This window comes from Paenarthrobacter aromaticivorans, assembly GCF_019038615.1.
Classification (GTDB): domain Bacteria; phylum Actinomycetota; class Actinomycetes; order Actinomycetales; family Micrococcaceae; genus Arthrobacter; species Arthrobacter aromaticivorans.
In genome coordinates this window covers 23889-41034 of record NZ_JAHOPC010000007.1, presented here as the reverse complement: position 1 = coordinate 41034, position 17146 = coordinate 23889, and the positions used below count along the sequence as shown (strand labels likewise).

21 protein-coding genes are annotated in these 17146 nt (G+C 62.0%); 15 read left to right on the top strand and 6 right to left on the bottom strand.

Features of this window, described 5'->3' with window-relative positions:
• Nucleotides 1-2: 2 nt before the first annotated feature.
• A complete protein-coding gene (lexA, locus tag KSW38_RS12495; protein WP_216925249.1) occupies nt 3-746 on the bottom strand; it encodes a transcriptional repressor LexA in 744 nt (247 codons plus the stop codon).
• Between the two features lie 354 nt (nt 747-1100).
• On the opposite strand from lexA, the gene KSW38_RS12490 reads away from it, so the two are divergent.
• The 8 genes from KSW38_RS12490 to KSW38_RS12455 all read left to right on the top strand — a co-directional run bounded on the left by KSW38_RS12490 (nt 1101) and on the right by KSW38_RS12455 (nt 7311).
• Nucleotides 1101-1460 carry a LysM peptidoglycan-binding domain-containing protein gene (locus KSW38_RS12490; RefSeq protein WP_216925248.1) on the top strand — a complete coding sequence of 120 codons (360 nt, stop codon included), beginning with the start codon at nt 1101-1103 and terminating at the stop codon, nt 1458-1460.
• 77 nt (nt 1461-1537) lie between these two features.
• The gene (locus KSW38_RS12485) at nt 1538-2656 is read left to right on the top strand and encodes a histidinol-phosphate transaminase (protein ID WP_216925247.1); all 1119 of its coding nucleotides are present in this window, start codon (nt 1538-1540) and stop codon (nt 2654-2656) included.
• Nucleotides 2657-2702: 46 nt separating this feature from the next.
• Nucleotides 2703-3329, top strand: coding sequence for an imidazoleglycerol-phosphate dehydratase HisB (gene hisB, locus KSW38_RS12480; RefSeq protein WP_216925246.1), 627 nt, complete (start codon nt 2703-2705; stop codon nt 3327-3329).
• A complete protein-coding gene (gene hisH / locus KSW38_RS12475) occupies nt 3326-4087 on the top strand; it encodes an imidazole glycerol phosphate synthase subunit HisH (RefSeq protein ID WP_216925245.1) in 762 nt (253 codons plus the stop codon). Before hisB ends, hisH begins: the two co-directional genes overlap by 4 nt.
• Nucleotides 4088-4246: a hypothetical protein gene (locus KSW38_RS12470; RefSeq protein ID WP_216925244.1), complete on the top strand. Its 159-nt coding sequence runs from the start codon at nt 4088-4090 to the stop codon at nt 4244-4246.
• 34 nt (nt 4247-4280) lie between these two features.
• Nucleotides 4281-5024 carry a bifunctional 1-(5-phosphoribosyl)-5-((5-phosphoribosylamino)methylideneamino)imidazole-4-carboxamide isomerase/phosphoribosylanthranilate isomerase PriA gene (gene priA / locus KSW38_RS12465; RefSeq protein ID WP_216925243.1) on the top strand — a complete coding sequence of 248 codons (744 nt, stop codon included), beginning with the start codon at nt 4281-4283 and terminating at the stop codon, nt 5022-5024.
• A complete protein-coding gene (locus KSW38_RS12460) occupies nt 5024-5953 on the top strand; it encodes an SseB family protein (RefSeq protein WP_216925242.1) in 930 nt (309 codons plus the stop codon). The genes priA and KSW38_RS12460 overlap by 1 nt, the downstream gene beginning before the upstream one ends.
• A 53-nt stretch (nt 5954-6006) precedes the next feature.
• Nucleotides 6007-7311: an MFS transporter gene (locus tag KSW38_RS12455; protein WP_216925241.1), complete on the top strand. Its 1305-nt coding sequence runs from the start codon at nt 6007-6009 to the stop codon at nt 7309-7311.
• A 169-nt stretch (nt 7312-7480) separates the two neighbouring features.
• Here KSW38_RS12455 and KSW38_RS12450 read toward each other — a convergent pair whose 3' ends face one another.
• Complete coding sequence (locus KSW38_RS12450) at nt 7481-7885, bottom strand: DUF1844 domain-containing protein (RefSeq protein ID WP_216925240.1); 405 nt, start codon at nt 7883-7885, stop codon at nt 7481-7483.
• Between the two features lie 225 nt (nt 7886-8110).
• Here KSW38_RS12450 and infC point away from each other — a divergent pair, with 225 nt between their 5' ends.
• From infC to KSW38_RS12425, 5 genes are all read left to right on the top strand, one after another.
• Nucleotides 8111-9286 (top strand): translation initiation factor IF-3, encoded by a 1176-nt coding sequence (gene infC / locus KSW38_RS12445; protein ID WP_308169360.1) that lies wholly within the window; start codon nt 8111-8113, stop codon nt 9284-9286.
• Between the two features lie 119 nt (nt 9287-9405).
• Nucleotides 9406-9600, top strand: coding sequence for a 50S ribosomal protein L35 (gene rpmI, locus KSW38_RS12440; protein WP_059387794.1), 195 nt, complete (start codon nt 9406-9408; stop codon nt 9598-9600).
• A gap of 119 nt (nt 9601-9719) precedes the next feature.
• A complete protein-coding gene (rplT, locus tag KSW38_RS12435) occupies nt 9720-10400 on the top strand; it encodes a 50S ribosomal protein L20, sunset domain variant (RefSeq protein ID WP_216925239.1) in 681 nt (226 codons plus the stop codon).
• Between the two features lie 26 nt (nt 10401-10426).
• Nucleotides 10427-11347, top strand: a complete 921-nt coding sequence (locus tag KSW38_RS12430) for a TrmH family RNA methyltransferase (protein WP_216925238.1) — start codon at nt 10427-10429, stop codon at nt 11345-11347.
• 92 nt (nt 11348-11439) lie between these two features.
• Complete coding sequence (locus KSW38_RS12425; RefSeq protein WP_216925237.1) at nt 11440-12357, top strand: cation diffusion facilitator family transporter; 918 nt, start codon at nt 11440-11442, stop codon at nt 12355-12357.
• 109 nt (nt 12358-12466) lie between these two features.
• Here KSW38_RS12425 and KSW38_RS12420 read toward each other — a convergent pair whose 3' ends face one another.
• Nucleotides 12467-13678, bottom strand: a complete 1212-nt coding sequence (locus KSW38_RS12420; RefSeq protein ID WP_216925236.1) for an MFS transporter — start codon at nt 13676-13678, stop codon at nt 12467-12469.
• A 134-nt stretch (nt 13679-13812) separates the two neighbouring features.
• On the opposite strand from KSW38_RS12420, the gene KSW38_RS12415 reads away from it, so the two are divergent.
• Complete coding sequence (locus KSW38_RS12415) at nt 13813-14247, top strand: (deoxy)nucleoside triphosphate pyrophosphohydrolase (protein WP_216925235.1); 435 nt, start codon at nt 13813-13815, stop codon at nt 14245-14247.
• Nucleotides 14248-14272: 25 nt separating this feature from the next.
• Here the strand turns inward: KSW38_RS12415 and KSW38_RS12410 are convergent, their stop codons facing one another.
• Entirely contained in the window at nt 14273-15367 is a 1095-nt protein-coding gene (locus tag KSW38_RS12410; protein WP_216925234.1) for an Rv2578c family radical SAM protein, read from the bottom strand.
• A gap of 77 nt (nt 15368-15444) precedes the next feature.
• On the opposite strand from KSW38_RS12410, the gene pcp reads away from it, so the two are divergent.
• A complete protein-coding gene (gene pcp, locus KSW38_RS12405) occupies nt 15445-16092 on the top strand; it encodes a pyroglutamyl-peptidase I (protein WP_216925233.1) in 648 nt (215 codons plus the stop codon).
• Here the strand turns inward: pcp and KSW38_RS12400 are convergent.
• The gene (locus tag KSW38_RS12400; RefSeq protein ID WP_216925232.1) at nt 16061-16693 is read right to left on the bottom strand and encodes an SIMPL domain-containing protein; all 633 of its coding nucleotides are present in this window, start codon (nt 16691-16693) and stop codon (nt 16061-16063) included. The genes pcp and KSW38_RS12400 overlap by 32 nt on opposite strands.
• Entirely contained in the window at nt 16690-17109 is a 420-nt protein-coding gene (locus KSW38_RS12395) for a hypothetical protein (RefSeq protein WP_216925231.1), read from the bottom strand. Before KSW38_RS12395 ends, KSW38_RS12400 begins: the two co-directional genes overlap by 4 nt.
• Nucleotides 17110-17146: the final 37 nt, after the last annotated feature.

The following is a 17146-nucleotide window of genomic DNA, read 5'->3' as shown; positions in this document are numbered from 1 at the left end:
CCCTAGAGGGAGCGCAGGACCGAGACGACCTTGCCCATAATGGTGGCTTGGTCTCCAAGTATCGGTTCGTACTGCGTGTTCTGGGGGAGCAGCCAGGTATGGCCGTCCCGCTGGCGGAAAGTCTTTACCGTGGCTTCGTCATCCAGGAGTGCTGCCACGATGTCGCCGTTGATGGCGTCATTCTGGCGGCGGACAACTACCCAGTCACCGTCACAAATGGCGGCATCGATCATTGAGTCCCCAGCGACCTTCAGCATGAACAGTTCGCCGTGGCCCACCAGTTGCCGGGGCAGGGGCAGGACGTCCTCAATCGTCTGGTCAGCGAGGATGGGCCCACCGGCTGCGATGCGTCCCACCAGGGGCACCATCGCGGTGTCGCTGGCACTGGCCAACTCCGTCACGGCGAGTCCGCCTGCACTGCGGAGGGTAGTAGTTGCTTCCACTCCGGGAATTGTCCCGCCGTCAAGGGTCAAAGGCATAAGTACTTCCATGGCGCGGGGGCGCTTGGGATCTCTGCGCAAGTAGCCGAGCTTCTCCAACTGGGAAAGCTGGTGCGTGACGCTGGAGAGGCTCGCGAGACCAACGGTGTCGCCAATTTCGCGCATGCTGGGCGGATACCCGTTGTCATTGACGGACCGCTGGATGGTTTCCAGGATTTTCTTCTGCCGGACAGTCAGGCTTTTGGGACTCTTTTGAGGCTGTTGGCTCCGCAGGGGAACCCCGCCGCCGGTGGCTTTCGCTGCCATGTTCGCCAATGCCCTTCCGTTCCGCCCGGTCACAGTCTGGAGTGAGCCCGGGGATGTTGGATCTGAAAAATGTCAGACCCTCCTGTTCCACTGAAACAGTGCCTGTTTCTTCACTCAAACCTAGGCCAGGCACAGGCGTTTATCAAACATTCGTTCTAGCGAGTCTCGACACCGTTCGTTGATAAGTGCTAAAAATGTCATAGCAAGGTTCGAATATGTGTTCTATAGAAGTTGAGCAGGGTTCGGATGTTCGAAGAAAGTGTTCGAATATTCGGGCCGGGTCCAACGAACACAAGGAATTGGCAGCCAGCAGCGGGCATCCGATGCAGGCAATCGCTCAGAAGGGCTCAGCTCATGTCCGCAATCTCCACGTTCCATGAATTCCGCAACACTCCGGCTCCTGCGCGTCTCCGGCTGACCCAACGCGGCAGGATCGTGTTCTTCGGGATCCCCATCATGCTGCTCCTTGCCGCGCTGCTGAGCCTCGCCGGCTTCATTAACTCCCCGGCTAAAGCTTCTGATTCCCAAGGTCAGCTTCAGCCGCCGGTGGCCGTTACGGTTACTGTCCAGCCCGGGCAGTCCTTGTGGGGCATCGCCGGTGCGGCCGCGCCGGAGCGGGACCCCCGTGATGTCATCGCAGAAATCATTCAGTTGAACGATCTCCGCGGGGGACGCATCCAGCCCGGCCAGCAGCTGTTCGTTCCCGCCAATTGAGCGGCCGTGGGCCTATGGGTGGGCGTCTCTGGCGTCACAGTTACTCTGCAGTCGCACCGGCACCTTAAACTGTCTTGGTGAGTGACCAGCTTGAGCGACTTGACCGCCTTCCCCTTCGGACCAACCTGCGTGGATTGAGCCCCTATGGCGCGCCGCAGCTTGACGTCCCCATTTTGCTCAACGTCAACGAGAACACCCATGGCGTGCCGGCAGACGTGCAAGAGGCGATTACCCAGGCTGTTGCTGCTGCGGCCACCGGTCTGAACCGGTACCCTGACCGCGAATTCACGGAACTCCGTGAATCCCTTGCCGATTACCTCGGACACGGGCTTTCCGCGGAGAACATCTGGGCAGCCAACGGCTCCAACGAGGTCCTGCAGCAGATTATGCAGGCCTTTGGCGGTCCGGGGCGCAAAGCTCTGGGATTCCCCCCCACGTATTCCATGTACCCGCTGCTTGCCAGTGGCACGGACACCGAGTATGTCCGTGGAGTGCGAGCTGACGACTATGGCCTGGATGCGGCTTCTGCTGCTGCCCAAGTGAAGGAGACTGGCGCAAATATCGTGTTCCTGTGCTCGCCCAACAACCCCACGGGAACGGGACTGGGCCTGGACGTCGTAGAAGCCGTGTACGAAGCCGGCGAGGCCAGCCAGGCGATCGTCATCGTAGATGAGGCCTACCACGAGTTCGCGCACGACAACACGCCAAGCGCGCTGACGCTGCTTCCCGGGCGCGAACGTTTGATCGTCTCGCGAACCATGAGCAAGGCCTTTGCCCTGGCAGGTGCCCGCTTGGGCTACATGGCCGCCGCGCCTGAGGTTACCGATGCCATCAGGCTCGTTCGGCTGCCCTACCACCTCTCAGCCGTCACACAAGCCACGGCCCTGGCCGCCCTCAATCACCGCGAAGCGCTCATGGCCGACGTCGAGGACATCAAGGTGCAACGGGACCGGATTGTGACCGAACTCCTCCGAATGGGGCTCAAGCCGGCGGCCTCGGACTCAAACTACGTGTTCTTCGGTGGGCTTTCGAACCCGCACGCGATCTGGCAGGGCTTGCTGGATGCGGGAGTCCTGATCCGCGACGTCGGCATTCCGGGGCACCTGCGCGTGACAGCGGGAACAGAAAAGGAAACGACGGCCTTCCTTGAAGCCTTGGAAGCCCTTCTGGACAGTCCTGCGTCCCAACCCAACTAAACTTGTCAATAGACCCACCCCATTCTTCGTGTATAAGGACGTCCCAATGAGCGAAACCGGCGCCAAGCCGTCCGCTGACCGCACTGCGCGCATGGAGCGCACCACCAGCGAATCCTCCGTCCTGGTGGAGATCAACCTGGATGGCACCGGTGTCTCGGACATCAGCACCACGGTTCCCTTCTATGACCACATGCTGACGGCGTTGTGCAAGCACTCCCTGATTGACATGACCGTCAAAGCCACGGGTGACACCCACATTGATGCCCACCACACAGTTGAGGATGTGGCCATTACTTTTGGTGAGGTCTTGCGTACTGCCTTGGGCAACAAAGCCGGAATCCGCCGCTTCGGCGAAGCAACGGTTCCTTTGGACGAAGCCTTGGCGCACGCTGTCGTGGATGTTTCGGGCCGCCCGTATCTGGTGCACGGAGGAGAACCCGCAGGGCAGGAGTACCACCTGATCGGCGGCCACTTCACGGGTTCGCTGACCCGCCACGTCTTTGAGGCCATCACATTGCACGCCGGTATCTGCCTGCACATGAACGTTCTTGCAGGCCGCGATCCCCACCACATCGTCGAGGCCCAATTCAAAGCCTTTGCCCGGGCTCTTCGCTCGGCAGTGGAGTCGGATCCCCGCGTCGAGGGCATCCCATCCACCAAGGGCGCGCTATGAGCGGGCAAATCCTGAAGGACGGTGCGGTTACTGACGCTTCGGCTACCGTCAAGCCGGAGTCGCCGGAAGGCAAGCCCACGGTTACGGTGCTGGACTACGGTTCAGGCAATGTCCGTTCGGCCGTTCGCGCCCTGGAACGGGCAGGCGCCGAGGTGGTTCTCAGCTCCAAGCCTGAGGACGTGCTGAATGCCGACGGGCTGCTGGTCCCCGGCGTGGGTGCCTTTGAAACAGTGATGAGGGAACTCAAGGCCGTCGATGCGATCCGCATGATTGGCCGACGCGTTGCGGGTGGACGGCCTGTCCTGGCAATCTGCGTTGGGCTGCAGGTGCTCTTCGAAGCGGGAGTCGAACATGGAACCGAGTCCGAGGGCATGGCTGAGTGGCCGGGCAAGGTTGAACTCCTGCCCGCCCCCGTGGTTCCCCACATGGGTTGGAACACGGTGGACGTGCCTGAAGGGTCCAAGCTTTTCGCAGGCGTCGAGCAGGAACGCTTCTACTTCGTTCACTCATACGGCGTGCAGGAGTGGAACTTCGACGTCGTTCAGCCCCGGATGGCTCCACCTTTGGTGACGTGGTCCGAGCACGGTGCCCGCTTTATCGCTGCTGTTGAAAATGGCCCCCTGTGCGCAACGCAGTTCCACCCCGAGAAATCCGGAGACGCCGGGGCGCGCCTCCTGCGCAACTGGGTGGACGGGCTTCGCAAGCCTGCATCCAAGGTGGCACAGGCTCCGGCAGCGGACGATCGTGGTGCAGCCTAAGTGTGGTCTGTAGTGCTTATGGGCCTTGCCGGCGTGCTGGTGGGTGGAGGTATCTCTTTCCACCAGCAGAAGAAGCCACTGTGGGTTTCCGTTTCCTTCTATGTACTGGCGGGGATGTCCCTGCTTGCCGCCTATCTCCTGACGCTGCCGGGCAACTGAATGCCTCGCGTCCCCATCAACTCCTAGGACACACATGACCACCTCTGCCCAGTCCGTTCTGGAACTCCTCCCCGCCGTCGACATCGTTGATGGCCAGGCAGTCCGCCTGCTGCAAGGCGAGGCAGGTTCGGAAACCAGCTACGGCACGCCTCTGGAAGCTGCCTTGAACTGGCAGAACGCCGGTGCTGAGTGGGTGCACATGGTGGACCTCGACGCCGCTTTTGGCCGCGGCAACAACGCGGACCTCATCAGCGAGGTCGTCTCCCAGCTCAACGTCAAGGTTGAGTTGTCCGGCGGTCTCCGGGATGACGAGTCGCTGGAACGCGCCCTGGAATTGGGCGTGGAGCGGGTGAACCTCGGTACGGCAGCATTGGAGAACCCTGAGTGGACAAGGCGCGCCATTGACCGTTTCGGTGACAAGATCGCCGTCGGCCTCGACGTCCGTGGTACCACCCTGGCTGGTCGTGGCTGGACCAAAGAAGGCGGCGACCTCTGGGAAGTTCTTTCCCGACTGGAGGACGCTGGCTGTGCACGCTACGTGGTCACCGATGTCACCAAAGACGGAACGCTGCAGGGCCCGAACGTTGACTTGCTGCGCCAGATGGTGCAGAAGACGGGCAAGCCGGTGGTGGCTTCAGGCGGTATATCCAGCCTTGAGGATCTTCGCGTGCTCCGCGAGCTCGTGCCGTTGGGCGTCGAGGGTGCGATTGTTGGCAAAGCCCTTTATGCAGGCGCTTTCACTTTGCCCGAAGCCCTGGATGTAGCCGGTCGTCGCTGATGGCTGCTTCACGTCCCACAGATTCCCGCCCGGAGAACCACCCGGGGAACCGCGATGCCGGACGACGCGAACTTCCAGGCCATATTGCCGCTGCCCTGGCCGGCGCCGGCGGTGCTACCGACTCGGCGGGGCAACCTTGGGAAGGCCGGAGCCTGACTGGTGACGATGCCAGGATCCACAATTTCGAAGACGACGACGGCAGTGCCGACCCCGGTTACCTCGCCGCCGTTGATGCACTGCTGAACGGGGCGGGCAGTGAGGCGGAGGTCCTGGCTTCACTCGCTACCGCCCGGGTTTTCGTTCCCGTGGTAGCCCAGCTCGCCGAGGAAGCCGAAGGCGTTGACGGGCTGCACGCGGACAAGCAGGCCGATATGGCATTAGTCACACTTAAGGCGCCTGATGGCCGGAAGGCAATGCCGGTGTTCACCACGGCCGCCGCTCTTGAATCGTGGCATGCAGAGGCCCGGCCCGTAGCTGTTTATGCGGCAAGGGCGGCCCTTTCGGCTGTTTCCGAAGGCGCACAATTGTTGGTGCTGGACCCCGGTTCGGCGTTCACCTTCGTGGTTCGGCGGCCAGCCATGTGGGCGTTGGCGCAGCAGCGGGACTGGACGCCGTCATACCTTGATGATCAACTGGAGTCTGCTCTCGCTTCACAGGCCGAGGCGTTTCCGGCGGTGCGCCGGCTCGAAACACAGGCCGGTGGTGGTGTCGCCTCCCTGACTGCGGACGGCCGCACGGTCCCGGGCGGAGGCGCTGGCCCGGAACTGCGGATAGTGCTCTTCCTTGAGGACGGACTCGATGCCGCTGCCGTCCAATCGCTGGTGGCTGACCTGAACGAGGCGTGGGCACAGGTGGAATCGTTTGCCGAGGGCGTCGATTCCGTTGAAGTAAAACTGCAACGTGCGGCACAGGAGCCTGGGCGGCACTAACGGCAGTACCCGTCCACCGGGGACTGCCCTGGGGGAACAAGAGGAATTAGCCCGTGAATTTCGCTCTCTACAAAGAGATGCTGTCCATTCGCCCTGTCCGGCGGCTCCTGCTGGTGGGCATGATCGCCCGCATTCCGCATTCGGCGGCGGGCGTGCTCCTGACGTTGCACATTGTCCTGTCACTGGGGCAGGGCTACGCCGCCGCGGGTGCCGCTGCCGCCGTCATGACCATAGGCATTGCCTTGGGGGCGCCCTGGCGTGGTCGGCGCGTGGACATGGTGGGCCTGCGTAAGGCGCTGATCCCATCCGTCATCTCGGAAACAGTGATTTGGTCCATTGTTCCGCACGTCCCTTACGCCTGGCTTCTTCCCTTGGTCTTCGTGGGTGGCTTGTTCACGTTGCCGATCTTTAGCGTCGTTCGTCAATCGTTGGGCGTCATGGTGGACGGCGACCAGCGACGCTCGGCGTTTGCGCTCGATTCCATCGCCACTGAGTTCGTGTTCATGATAGGTCCCGCCGTTGGCGCGATCGTCGCAACCAGCGGCTTCTCGGCCGTGGGGCTTACCGCGGTGGGCATTTCTGTTTCCGTGGCTGGCCTGTTTTTGATCTGGTTCAACCCTCCCACCCGCAGCGATGCCACTTGCACTCCGGAGGAATCCGCGGCACGGGCCGCCGCGGACCTTGCCGCCGCCGAGGCGGCCATGGTGGCTTCCGCGCCAGGCCATGTGCAGGAGGCGGCGTCTGAAATGGCACCGGCAGCCACGTCCCGCACAGCCGGCCTTCGGAACCGCGTGGCACGCAATTTCACCTGGTTTACGGTTTCCGTTGCGGCACTTTTCGCCGTAGCTGCGGGATCCGGGATGGTACTTAGCGGCTCGGACGTCAGTATTGTTGGCCTGTTGGAGCGCGGCGGCCACCAGAACGAGATTGGAATCGTCTTCTTCTTCTGGTGTGCGGCATCGGTTGTGGGCGGACTCATCTACGGCGCAATGAATCGTTCGGTCTCTCCCATGCTGCTGTTGTTGGGCATGGCCGCGCTCACCATCCCGATGGGTTTCGCACACGATACCTGGACGCTGGCCGTGCTCTCGATTCTCCCTGGCCTTCTTTGCGCCCCGGTGTTGTCGGCCTCATCGGAAAAGGTGGCGGACCTCGTAGATGAGGAACGCCGCGGCGAAGCCATGGGCTGGTACGGATCCGCGCTGACGGCCGGGATTGCTTTCGGCGCGCCCCTTGCCGGGATATTTATTGACACCGTCGGGCCGTCCGGAGGATTTGCCTCCGTCGGCTTCGCGGGAGTCGTACTTTGCATCGCGGGCTTCGCCCTCATGTCCAGGCGTCGGCGCGCCCGGGTGTAGCTCCGGCGTCGCTAATTCTTCGGGGCCGTAATCCCAGTGAGCGGTAATCCCAGTGAGCGGTAATCCCAGTGAGCGGTAATCCCACTGAGCCGCGATACCAGTGATTAACGACGGCGGCCCGACCACATGTGGTCGGGCCGCCGTCGCAGGTATTTTGGGCAGTTCCTGGCTAGTTCACCGGCCCGGTGAACTTCTCGCCTGGGCCTTTGCCCGGTGCGTCAGGGATAAGGGAGGCTTCGCGGAATGCCAACTGGAGGGAGCGCAGTCCATCACGCAAGGGCCCGGCATGCTGCGAACCGATTTCGGGGGCGGCCGCCGTTACGAGGCCAGCCAGTGCAGTGATGAGCTTGCGGGCCTCGTCGAGGTCTTTGAGGTCTTCTGCGTTGGGGTCATCGGCAAGGCCGACTTTCACAGCGGCGGCGCTCATCAGGTGGACCGCGCCGGTGGTGATGACTTCTACTGCCGGAACTTCCGCGATGTCACGGATCTGCTGGGAAACCCCGGCGTCGGCTGTGGTGGCCGTGGCTGTGTCCTCGGAGTAGGAGTTGCGCGAATTGCTGTCTTCAGTGCTCATACTGGTAAGCTTGTCACAGACCGACTGGAAGTCGTTATTCGCATTAAATGCTCCCGCCGCGTGCAATGTGCGCTTGGCGGGTTATTTCTGTAGAATTGATTTTCAGTTTGCAAGCGGAGTTCTCTCCCACCCGCGTCAGCCGTTTTCCCTTCGGGGAACAGGATTCCTTCACGGAACAAGAGGTTGCCGGGTACTGGTCGGACACACGGAGGCGTAGCCTCTGGAGTGCGTGCACCCTTCAAAGGAGCACACCCGATCCTTGAGGCCTTCGATTGCACCAGCAATTGGAGGCCTTCTCTATTTGCCGGTGAAACTCACCACAACCACAGGAGCTTTAACATTAGCGAGCCAAGAATCAATGAGCGTATCCGCGTCCCCGAGGTGCGGCTGGTCGGCCCTGCCGGCGAACAGGTAGGAATCGTCCGCATCGAGGACGCCCTGCGTCTTGCTGCCGAATCCGATCTCGATCTCGTTGAAGTTGCCCCGCAGGCTAAGCCTCCTGTTTGCAAGTTGATGGACTTCGGCAAGTACAAGTACGAAGCTGCCGTGAAGGCGCGTGAGGCCCGCAAGAACCAGACCAACACGGTTCTGAAGGAAATCCGTTTCCGCCTCAAGATCGACAAGCACGACTACGAAACCAAGCGCGGACATGCACTTCGCTTCCTCGGTGCAGGTGACAAGGTCAAGGCAATGATCCAGTTCCGCGGCCGCGAACAGCAGCGTCCGGAAATGGGCATCCGCCTGCTTCAGAAGTTTGCTGAAGACGTCGCAGAGGTGGGCATTGTTGAGTCGAGCCCTCGCATCGATGGCCGCAACATGGTCATGGTGATCGGCCCGCTGAAGAACAAGGCCGAAGCCAAGGCAGAAGCCCGGCGTGCAGCCCAGCGTGCCGAAGCCAAGGCCCAGAATGAGGCCAAGGCATCCGGACGCGTGGACACCACAGGTGAGCAGGCTCCGCTGACGCAGACCCTGGGCGACCTTCTGCCCGCAGGCCTGCTCGCTTCCGAAGAAGAGCCCAAGCAGGAAGCCGTGGACGCTCCCGAGGCTGAAACCCCCGTTGCTGAAGAGGCACCGGTTGTTGAAGAAGCCGAGGAAGCACCGGTAGCTGAAGAAGCACCCGTAGTCGAAGAGGCTCCGGTTGTTGAGGAAGCTCCTGTAGTCGAAGAAGCACCCGTGGTTGAGAAAGCCCCGGCTGTGAAGACTGCACCGGCGGAGAAAACACCGGCCCCCAAAGCAGCTCCCGCACCGGCAGCTCCGAAGGCAGCTGTTCCCGCAGCTGCCCCGAAGCCTGCAGTTCCCTCGGCTCCGAAGCCCGTCGCCAAGCCGGCAGCTCCCAAGCCGGCAGCTCGGCCCGCAGCTCCCAAGGCTGCGCCCAAGCCTGCATCACGCAAGACCAACTAGTTCAACGCCCCGGAGGTCCTGACCTCCAACGGCAAGCAACCAGCACGCCGGCCCTCGTAGGCCGGCTGCACGAAAGAACTGCGGACTTTGTCCGTGGATACGTAAGGAGATCGGTCCCCATGCCGAAGATGAAGACCCACAGCGGTGCTAAGAAGCGCTTCAAGCTGACCGGCACCGGCAAGCTGAAGCGTCAGCAGGCCAACCGCCGCCACTACCTGGAGCACAAGTCCTCCACGCTGACCCGTCGCCTCGCCGGCGACAAGATCGTCTTCAAGGGCGATGCCAAGGTCATCAAGAAGATGCTCGGCGTCTAAGTTCCAAGTTCTTTGGTTGCTGCCATCCGGTAGCGGCCGACTACACCAAAAGCCTTCTCAGGCCGGCCGGATCTCCGGCAGTAGCAGCTTGGGATAAAGATTTCTGAAGGAGTACGCACGTGGCACGTGTGAAGCGGGCGGTAAACGCCCACAAGAAGCGCCGGGTTATCCTCGAACGCGCCAAGGGTTACCGCGGTCAGCGTTCGCGCCTGTACCGCAAGGCCAAAGAGCAGCTGCTGCACTCGTTTGTGTACAGCTACGGCGACCGCCGTAAGAAGAAGGGTGACTTCCGTCGCCTCTGGATCCAGCGCATCAACGCTGCATCCCGCGCCAACGGCCTCACCTACAACCGCCTGATCCAGGGCCTGAAGGCCGCTGAGGTTGAGGTTGACCGCCGTATGCTGGCCGAACTGGCTGTTTCGGACGCCAACGCATTCGCCGCTCTGGTGAACATTGCCAAGGCTGCCCTCCCGGCCGACACGTCTGCTCCGGCTGCTAAGGCCGAGGTTGCCGCACCGAAGGCTGCCAAGGTTGCTCCCGCTGCTGCTACCGCAACGGCTGTCAAGGCTTCTGTCTCCGAGAAGCCCGCTATCGATGGCGCTATTGCTGCCGTTGACGGCGAAGGTGCTCCGGAAGGCCACGCCATCAAGGGCAACGCCGAGTCCAAGAAGTACCACGTACCGGGTTCCACTTGGTACGAGAACACTGCTGCAGAATACTGGTTCTCCACGGTTGAGGCTGCAAAGGCTGCTGGCTTCGAGCCGGCCGGCGGCGAAGCCCGCCAGCAGATCAAGAACTAGTCGCAACTGCCACTAAAGTTCTTTATATGAACGAAACCGGGCGCCCGCAAGACTTTCCGATGACCAACCCCCGAGCAGATCGGGTGAGGGACGTTGCAAAGCTTGCCGGGCGCCCGGCCCGTTTAAAGCGCGGCCGTTTCCTGGCTGAGGGTCCACAGGCGGTTCGCGAGGCTTTGACCCTGCACCGGGAACGTACTGCGGCAGGCGGTTCCGCCGTCGTGCATGAAGTCTTTGCGAGCGAGGCATGCCTGGAGCGGCTCCCGGAACTCGCGGACCTTGCAGAAGGAACACATCTTCGGCTGGCCAGCGACGACGTCCTGGCCGCCATGGCGGACACCGTCAACCCGCAGGGCATTGTTGCCGTGTGTAGTTTCGTGGATGTCAGCCTCGAATCGGTGCTCGACGCCGGTCCTCGCCTTATCGCCGTCATGTGCCAGGTCCGGGACCCCGGCAACGCAGGGACCGTTTTGCGCGCGGCCGACGCCGCAGGTGCCGACGCCGTGATCCTGACCGGCTCAAGCGTGGACATATACAACCCCAAGGCGGTACGGTCCACGGCCGGTTCGTTGTTCCACCTGCCGGTGGTGCTGGGGGCTGACGTTGAAGATCTTGTCGCGCGCTGCCGGGAACTGGGTATTGGGATCCTGGCCGCCGACGGGTATGGGACGGTAAACCTTGACCAGCTCCAGGACGAGAGTGCTGCCCGGAGGCTCGGAAACGGCGATGTAGCCTCGGATTACGCCCTTGAGGCACCCACCGCCTGGTTGTTCGGGAACGAAGCGCAAGGGCTGTCCGATGCAGAACTGGCACTCGCGGATCACCGCGTAGCCGTCCCTGTTTATGGCGCGGCCGAGAGCCTGAACCTAGGCACAGCGGCCACAGTTTGCCTCTATGCCAGCGCCCGTTCGCAGCAGGGCGCCCGGGCCGGGAATGTAGAAACAGCCTGACGCCCGGTACGGTATTTCTTGCAAGATCGTCACGATGACGACTCTTCCTGGCCCATTCCAAACTTTCCCAAAACCGAAGAGGTGAAGCTTTCGTGGCTGCAAGTGGCGGTACCAAAGCGATCGTGGCGGCCCTCGCCGCGAACCTGACCATCGCTGTCCTGAAGTTCGTTGCATTCGTCCTGACGATGTCATCGTCCATGCTCGCTGAGGCCATTCACTCAGTGGCCGACTCCGGCAACCAGATCCTTCTCCTGGTAGGAGGCAAGCGCGCACAGCGTGCGGCAAGTCCCGAGCACCCCTTTGGCTACGGCCGCGAACGGTACATTTACGCGTTCATCGTGTCCATCGTCTTGTTCAGCGTGGGTGGCCTCTTCGCCCTGTACGAGGCGTGGGAGAAGTTCCAGCACCCGCATGGCATCGAAGGCGACTTCTGGTGGGTACCGTTGGCTGTCCTTGTTGGCGCCATCATCGCCGAGTCGTTCTCCTTCCGAACCGCCATCGTGGAGTCGAACCATATCCGTGGCAAGCAGACGTGGGCCAAGTTCATCCGCAACGCCAAGCAGCCCGAGTTGCCGGTCATCCTCCTGGAAGACTTCGGCGCCTTGCTGGGCCTGGTGTTCGCCTTGTTCGGCGTCAGCATGACTCTCGTAACCGGCGATGGCATTTGGGACGCCTTCGGTACGGCCATGATCGGCCTGCTGCTTGTCGCGATTGCTGTCATCCTTGCGGTGGAGACCAAATCGCTCCTGCTGGGTGAGTCGGCCACCAAAGACGACGTCGCACGCATCACCGAGGCACTGCAGGCGGATGGCACCCGGATCATCCACCTCAAGACCATGCACCTGGGGCCGGAGGAACTGCTGGTTGCAGCCAAGATCACCATGGGCGCCGCCGATACCGGTCAAGCAATTGCCCGTGTGATTGACGACGCCGAGCAGCGGATCCGGGCGGCCGTACCGATCGCCCGGGTCATCTACCTTGAACCCGATGTTGAGCGCGTCCAGGCTTAGTCAGGTCAGCACTAAGCTAAGTCAGCGTTAACCAAAGATGGGCTCTTCAAACTGAAGAGCCCATCCTTCTTTGTTGCGGTATCCAGCAGTTGGATCACGCTCTAGCGATTCATGAGGTAGCCAGCGGCTTCTTGCGTTCCAGCAGTCCGCTGATGATGGCAACTCCCAAGCCGAGGATGGCAAGGACGGCACCCACAAGGGCCGGAGCCACATAGCCCCAACCCCAGGCAATCACGGTCCCGCCGAGGAAGGCCCCCAGTGCATTGGCAATGTTAAGGGCGGAGTGGTTCAGAGACGAAGCGAGCGAGGCAGCGCCTGGAGCGGCATCCAGGAGACGGGTCTGCAACGCTGGCGTGAGCATGGAGCCTATGCCGCCAACGACGAAGGCCATGATGAAGGCGGACCAAGCCCAGTGGGCGGCAATGGCGTAAACCACCAATGCTGCGGCGATGCCCGGCATGACCCAATAGATGGTGCCCATAACGGACTTGTCCGCGATGCGGCCACCGATGATGTTGCCCGCAACCATGCCCAGTCCGTAGAGCGCCACGACTGCCGGAATGAGGCTTTCGGGTATCCCTGCCACGCCGGTCATGGTGTGCGCGATGTAGGTGTAGACGGCGAAGAACCCACCAAAGCCGATGATGCCGATCAGTAAAGCAAGCCATACTTGAAGCCGCTTGAGGGCACCGAGTTCGCGTCGAATACTCGCCTCAGGGTGTGCTGCTTCGAAGGGGACGAATTTCCAGACCATGACCACGGTCAGCAGGCCGATGGCCCCCACGATGATGAAGAGAAGGCGCCACCCGAAGGTCTGCCCGACCCAGGTGGCCACAGGCACGCCGATGACGTTGGAGACGGTGAGGCCTGCCATCACCATGGAGATGGCCCAACCGCGTTTTGTGGGTGCCACCAAGCCGGCAGCAATGACGGCAGCCACACCGAAGAACGCGCCGTGGGGGAGCCCGGAAGCGAAGCGGGAGAGCAGCATGAAACCGTAGTCGGGAGCAATAAAAGAGGTCAGGTTGGCGATGGAGAGGAACAGCATCAACCCCAGCGCCAGGTACTTCCTGGGAAGCTTGGCTCCGAATGCAGCGAAGATGGGCGCTCCGATGACAACGCCCAAGGCATAGGCGGAGATGAGGTTGCCGGCCTCGGGAGTGCTGATGCCCAGTCCTTCCTCGATTTCCTTGAGAAGACCCATCATGGCGAACTCAGTGGTGCCGATGGCGAACCCGCCCGTGGCCAGCGCGAGGATGGCCAAGCCCAGGTGGCGCCTTGCTGTTTTGGCGACGGCGGGTGGGGACACAGTGATAGTCATGAGCCTGCTTCGTGAGGTGCCTTGAGGGCTGGGAAAAGGTGGAGAAAATCCGATAACAAGCTTAGTCCCGTGACCGCGACTTGACGTCGGTATGTGACGATGCCCATGCTAGGCGCCACCCATAGACTGTTTCAGTGACTGGACTGATAAACGTGGTGGGCGCCGCCGTCGTCGACTCCCTGGACGCCCCGGCCCGACTCCTTGTAGCCCGCCGCACTGCACCCCCGCAGTTCGCCGGAATGTGGGAATTTCCCGGCGGCAAAGTAGAGGAGGGTGAGTCGGCCGAAGCTGCCCTTCATCGGGAGCTCGCAGAGGAGCTGGGAGTTACAGTCCGGCTGGGGGCGGAGCTGGAGTCTGGTGAGGCCGCGGGGTGGCCCCTCAATGAGCGCGCGGCTATGCGTGTCTGGTTGGCGGAACTCGCTGAAGGCACACCTCGTGCTCTTGAGGATCACGACGAGCTGCGCTGGGTATCCCTGCTTGATGACGAAGAAGCTCTTGGCCTGGCCTGGATCCCGGCTGACTTCCCTATAGTCCGGGCGTTGCTGGAACGCGTGACTGCACTGGCCTAGCTGCTTGGAAAACGGGCCTAGAAGCTTAGAAAAGTGGTTCTTGCCCTGGCAGCGGCGTCCCAACTGCAGGCTCCGGGCCCGAGGCCGGGGTGGTGGCTGACCGGGCATTGCGGTGGCTGAAGCCTTGCGTTCCGGTAAAGCCATGCTTGGCTTTGAAGTGATTGACCCTGGCCGACAACCAGGAGCGGTACTCTTTTGACGCATACGATCCCTGCCCGTACAAGCGACGGTACCGTCCTACAAGTTCGGGGTGGTGGGCGGCGAGCCACTTCATGTACCACTCACGTGTACCCGGCTTAAGGTAGAGGGCCCCTGCAGTGACGCCTGTGGCGCCGGCGTTGGCTAGTTCCGAGAACAAGGACTCAAGGGCTTCGTCTGAATCCGTGAGCCAAGGCAGGATGGGCATAGCCATGACTCCGCAACCCAGACCTGCCTCACGTAGCCGCGCAATGAGCTTGAGGCGGGCCCTCGGGGATGGAGTGCCGGGTTCAACAATCTCTGCAAGGTCCTCGTTGGTCATGGCCAGCGAGATACCCAGGTCCACGGGTACCTGGGTAGCCGCATGCTTGAGCAGGGGAATATCCCGGGCAAGCAACGTGCCTTTGGTCAGGATTGAAAACGGTGTGCCGGAATCGGCAAGTGCCCGGATGATCCCCGGCATCAGCGCGTATCGGCCTTCGGCGCGCTGGTAGGGGTCGGTGTTGGTTCCGAGGGCAACTTGGTGCCGTTCCCAGGAGGGTTTGGCCAGTTCCTTCCGAAGGACCTCTGCCGCGTTAATCTTAACTACCACCTGGGAGTCGAAGTCGCGTCCGGGGTCGAACTCCAGGTAGGTGTGCGTCTTCCGGGCGAAGCAATAGACGCAGGCATGGCTGCAGCCCCTGTAGGGATTCACTGTCCATTCGAAAGGCATATTGGAACCCGAAGGCACCTTGTTGAGCACTGACTTTGCGGTGACCTCATGGAAGGTGACTCCGGAGAATTCGGGTGTTGAGATGGAACGCACAAGCCCGGCCAGAGGCAGCAGGGCGTCCATGGCCGGGGCAGGGCCAGGAGCCATACTGTCAAGGCTTTCGGACGCCGGTCTACGAGTTGGCGAAAGTGCTTGTGCGTCCCATCTCATGCACTCTATTCGAATGTATGTTCGAATAAATGTCAAGGACCTCGAATGCCGATTCCGGACATTGCTAAGGTTGGCCCATGATTCTGCTGACTGGCTTCGAACCGTTTGGCGAAGAGAACGTTAACCCTTCCTGGCAGGCCGTCCAGCGCGCTCGCGACATCCTTCGTTCGGAGGGGCACAAGGTGGAAGCTTTAGAGCTGCCTTGCGTGTTCGGTGAAGCGGCGACAGTCCTGCTGGCAGCCATCGAATCCCTGACACCGGACGTCGTGGTGTGCGCTGGATTGGCGGGAGGGCGGGAAAGGGTCTCGCTGGAGCGTGTAGCCATAAATTGCGATGACGCCCGCGTCCCGGATAACAAGGGCAAGCGGCCCATCGACGAGGAAGTGGTTCCTGGCGGCCCGGCAGCTTACTTCTCGACGCTGCCGATCAAAGCCGCCCTACGGAATCTTCAGATCGAAGGCATCAAGGGTGAGATCTCCCAGTCTGCGGGCACCTACGTGTGCAACCACGTGTTCTATGCACTGATGCATGCCCTCGCAACCAAGGACGGTGTCCGGGGAGGATTTGTCCATCTTCCCTACCTTCCGCAGCAGGTGTCCGTGGGGAGCGCGACGCCGTCCATGCCGCTCGAGGCCATGGCTGCCGGCATCGCAGTGGTGGTGCGGACGGCAGTTCAGGCCCCGGTGGATGGACCTAGGGCTTCAAGAGTTCCCATTCCACGGTGACGCTTGCCGCCACGGACGACTCGCCAGCCTCGATGGGAAGTGCTTCAGCAGCGGAGGCCCTGAGGAGTCCACCCATCGGAATGGGGGAGCCCGGCAGAGGGTGCTGGGAAATGGAAACCACCGGGCCCAGCCGGGCGGACGCCAAGGACGCGTACTGCGCCGCCCGCTGAAACGCGTCCTGCCACGCTGCTTCCTGCGCCTGGCTGGTGACCGGAGAGATATCCGCAAATCCTTGCTCTATCCCGTTGATCCGGATCTCGTCCCCACCGGCGGCCACGGCCGCAGCGATGGTGGCACCCGCTTGCGTTTGTGAGCGGATGCCGACGCGCACATTAGTGGACGCTACATAGGCGGCGACCTTCTGTCCTTGCCCCTCCACCCACACCAGGTCTGCTCGAAGGTTCAAGCCGCTGGTGCGAAGATCCGCATCCTGCACGCCAGCCGCCCGCAAACTGGTGGCGACGGCGGCGGCCGCCTTACCGGCGTCGTCATATGCCTTGGATGCAGTCTCCCTCCGCGTCTCGACGCCCAGAGTCAGCGTCACCAGGTCCGGAACTGCCTTGGCGCTCGCCGTTCCCGTAACGGTAATCGTGCGTTTCATGCTTCGGCCTCGATTCGATGGTCAATGTAGCCGCCTGCTGCGAGTCCAGCCTGCCGTTCAAAGAAATTCCTCGACGCCGGATTGCCCGTGCGCAGCATCGACCAGCCGGCGGCGACACCGTAGAAAACGAGGAACGGCAACCCCAGGCAATAGGCGTACTGAGTGCTGTGCCGTTCCTCGTGGGCAAGGAGCAGCTCATTGCGTCCTGCCACGCCGTGCGCTGCACGGTAGAGGACGACGTTCCCCACGGTGAACGCTCCGGCGTGTGGAAGCTTCCACGCGTACCCTGCTGCTATCAGCAGTCCGCGGGGCCCACGCGAAATGCGTGATCGGGAGGCTCGCGCGACCATGAGCCCCAACGGAGTGGTTAGGTTCAGGAAGTTTGCGACTTGCCTTAGTCGCTGCCCGGGAGTCATGAAGACATGCTAGACCCGTGGCGTATGGCACGGCAGG

What these genes read in the sequence shown, in the direction of transcription:
- KSW38_RS12490 (WP_216925248.1), top strand. Translation starts at nt 1,101, where the DNA reads ATGTCCGCAATCTCCACGTTCCATGAATTCCGCAACACTCCGGCTCCT.
- lexA (WP_216925249.1), bottom strand. Translation starts at nt 746, where the DNA reads ATGGCAGCGAAAGCCACCGGCGGCGGGGTTCCCCTGCGGAGCCAACAG.
- pcp (WP_216925233.1), top strand. Translation starts at nt 15,445, where the DNA reads ATGATTCTGCTGACTGGCTTCGAACCGTTTGGCGAAGAGAACGTTAAC.
- hisH (WP_216925245.1), top strand. Translation starts at nt 3,326, where the DNA reads ATGAGCGGGCAAATCCTGAAGGACGGTGCGGTTACTGACGCTTCGGCT.
- KSW38_RS12410 (WP_216925234.1), bottom strand. Translation starts at nt 15,367, where the DNA reads ATGAGATGGGACGCACAAGCACTTTCGCCAACTCGTAGACCGGCGTCC.
- KSW38_RS12460 (WP_216925242.1), top strand. Translation starts at nt 5,024, where the DNA reads ATGGCTGCTTCACGTCCCACAGATTCCCGCCCGGAGAACCACCCGGGG.
- rpmI (WP_059387794.1), top strand. Translation starts at nt 9,406, where the DNA reads ATGCCGAAGATGAAGACCCACAGCGGTGCTAAGAAGCGCTTCAAGCTG.
- KSW38_RS12450 (WP_216925240.1), bottom strand. Translation starts at nt 7,885, where the DNA reads ATGAGCACTGAAGACAGCAATTCGCGCAACTCCTACTCCGAGGACACA.
- KSW38_RS12395 (WP_216925231.1), bottom strand. Translation starts at nt 17,109, where the DNA reads ATGACTCCCGGGCAGCGACTAAGGCAAGTCGCAAACTTCCTGAACCTA.
- KSW38_RS12430 (WP_216925238.1), top strand. Translation starts at nt 10,427, where the DNA reads ATGAACGAAACCGGGCGCCCGCAAGACTTTCCGATGACCAACCCCCGA.
- KSW38_RS12400 (WP_216925232.1), bottom strand. Translation starts at nt 16,693, where the DNA reads ATGAAACGCACGATTACCGTTACGGGAACGGCGAGCGCCAAGGCAGTT.
- KSW38_RS12420 (WP_216925236.1), bottom strand. Translation starts at nt 13,678, where the DNA reads ATGACTATCACTGTGTCCCCACCCGCCGTCGCCAAAACAGCAAGGCGC.
- hisB (WP_216925246.1), top strand. Translation starts at nt 2,703, where the DNA reads ATGAGCGAAACCGGCGCCAAGCCGTCCGCTGACCGCACTGCGCGCATG.
- priA (WP_216925243.1), top strand. Translation starts at nt 4,281, where the DNA reads ATGACCACCTCTGCCCAGTCCGTTCTGGAACTCCTCCCCGCCGTCGAC.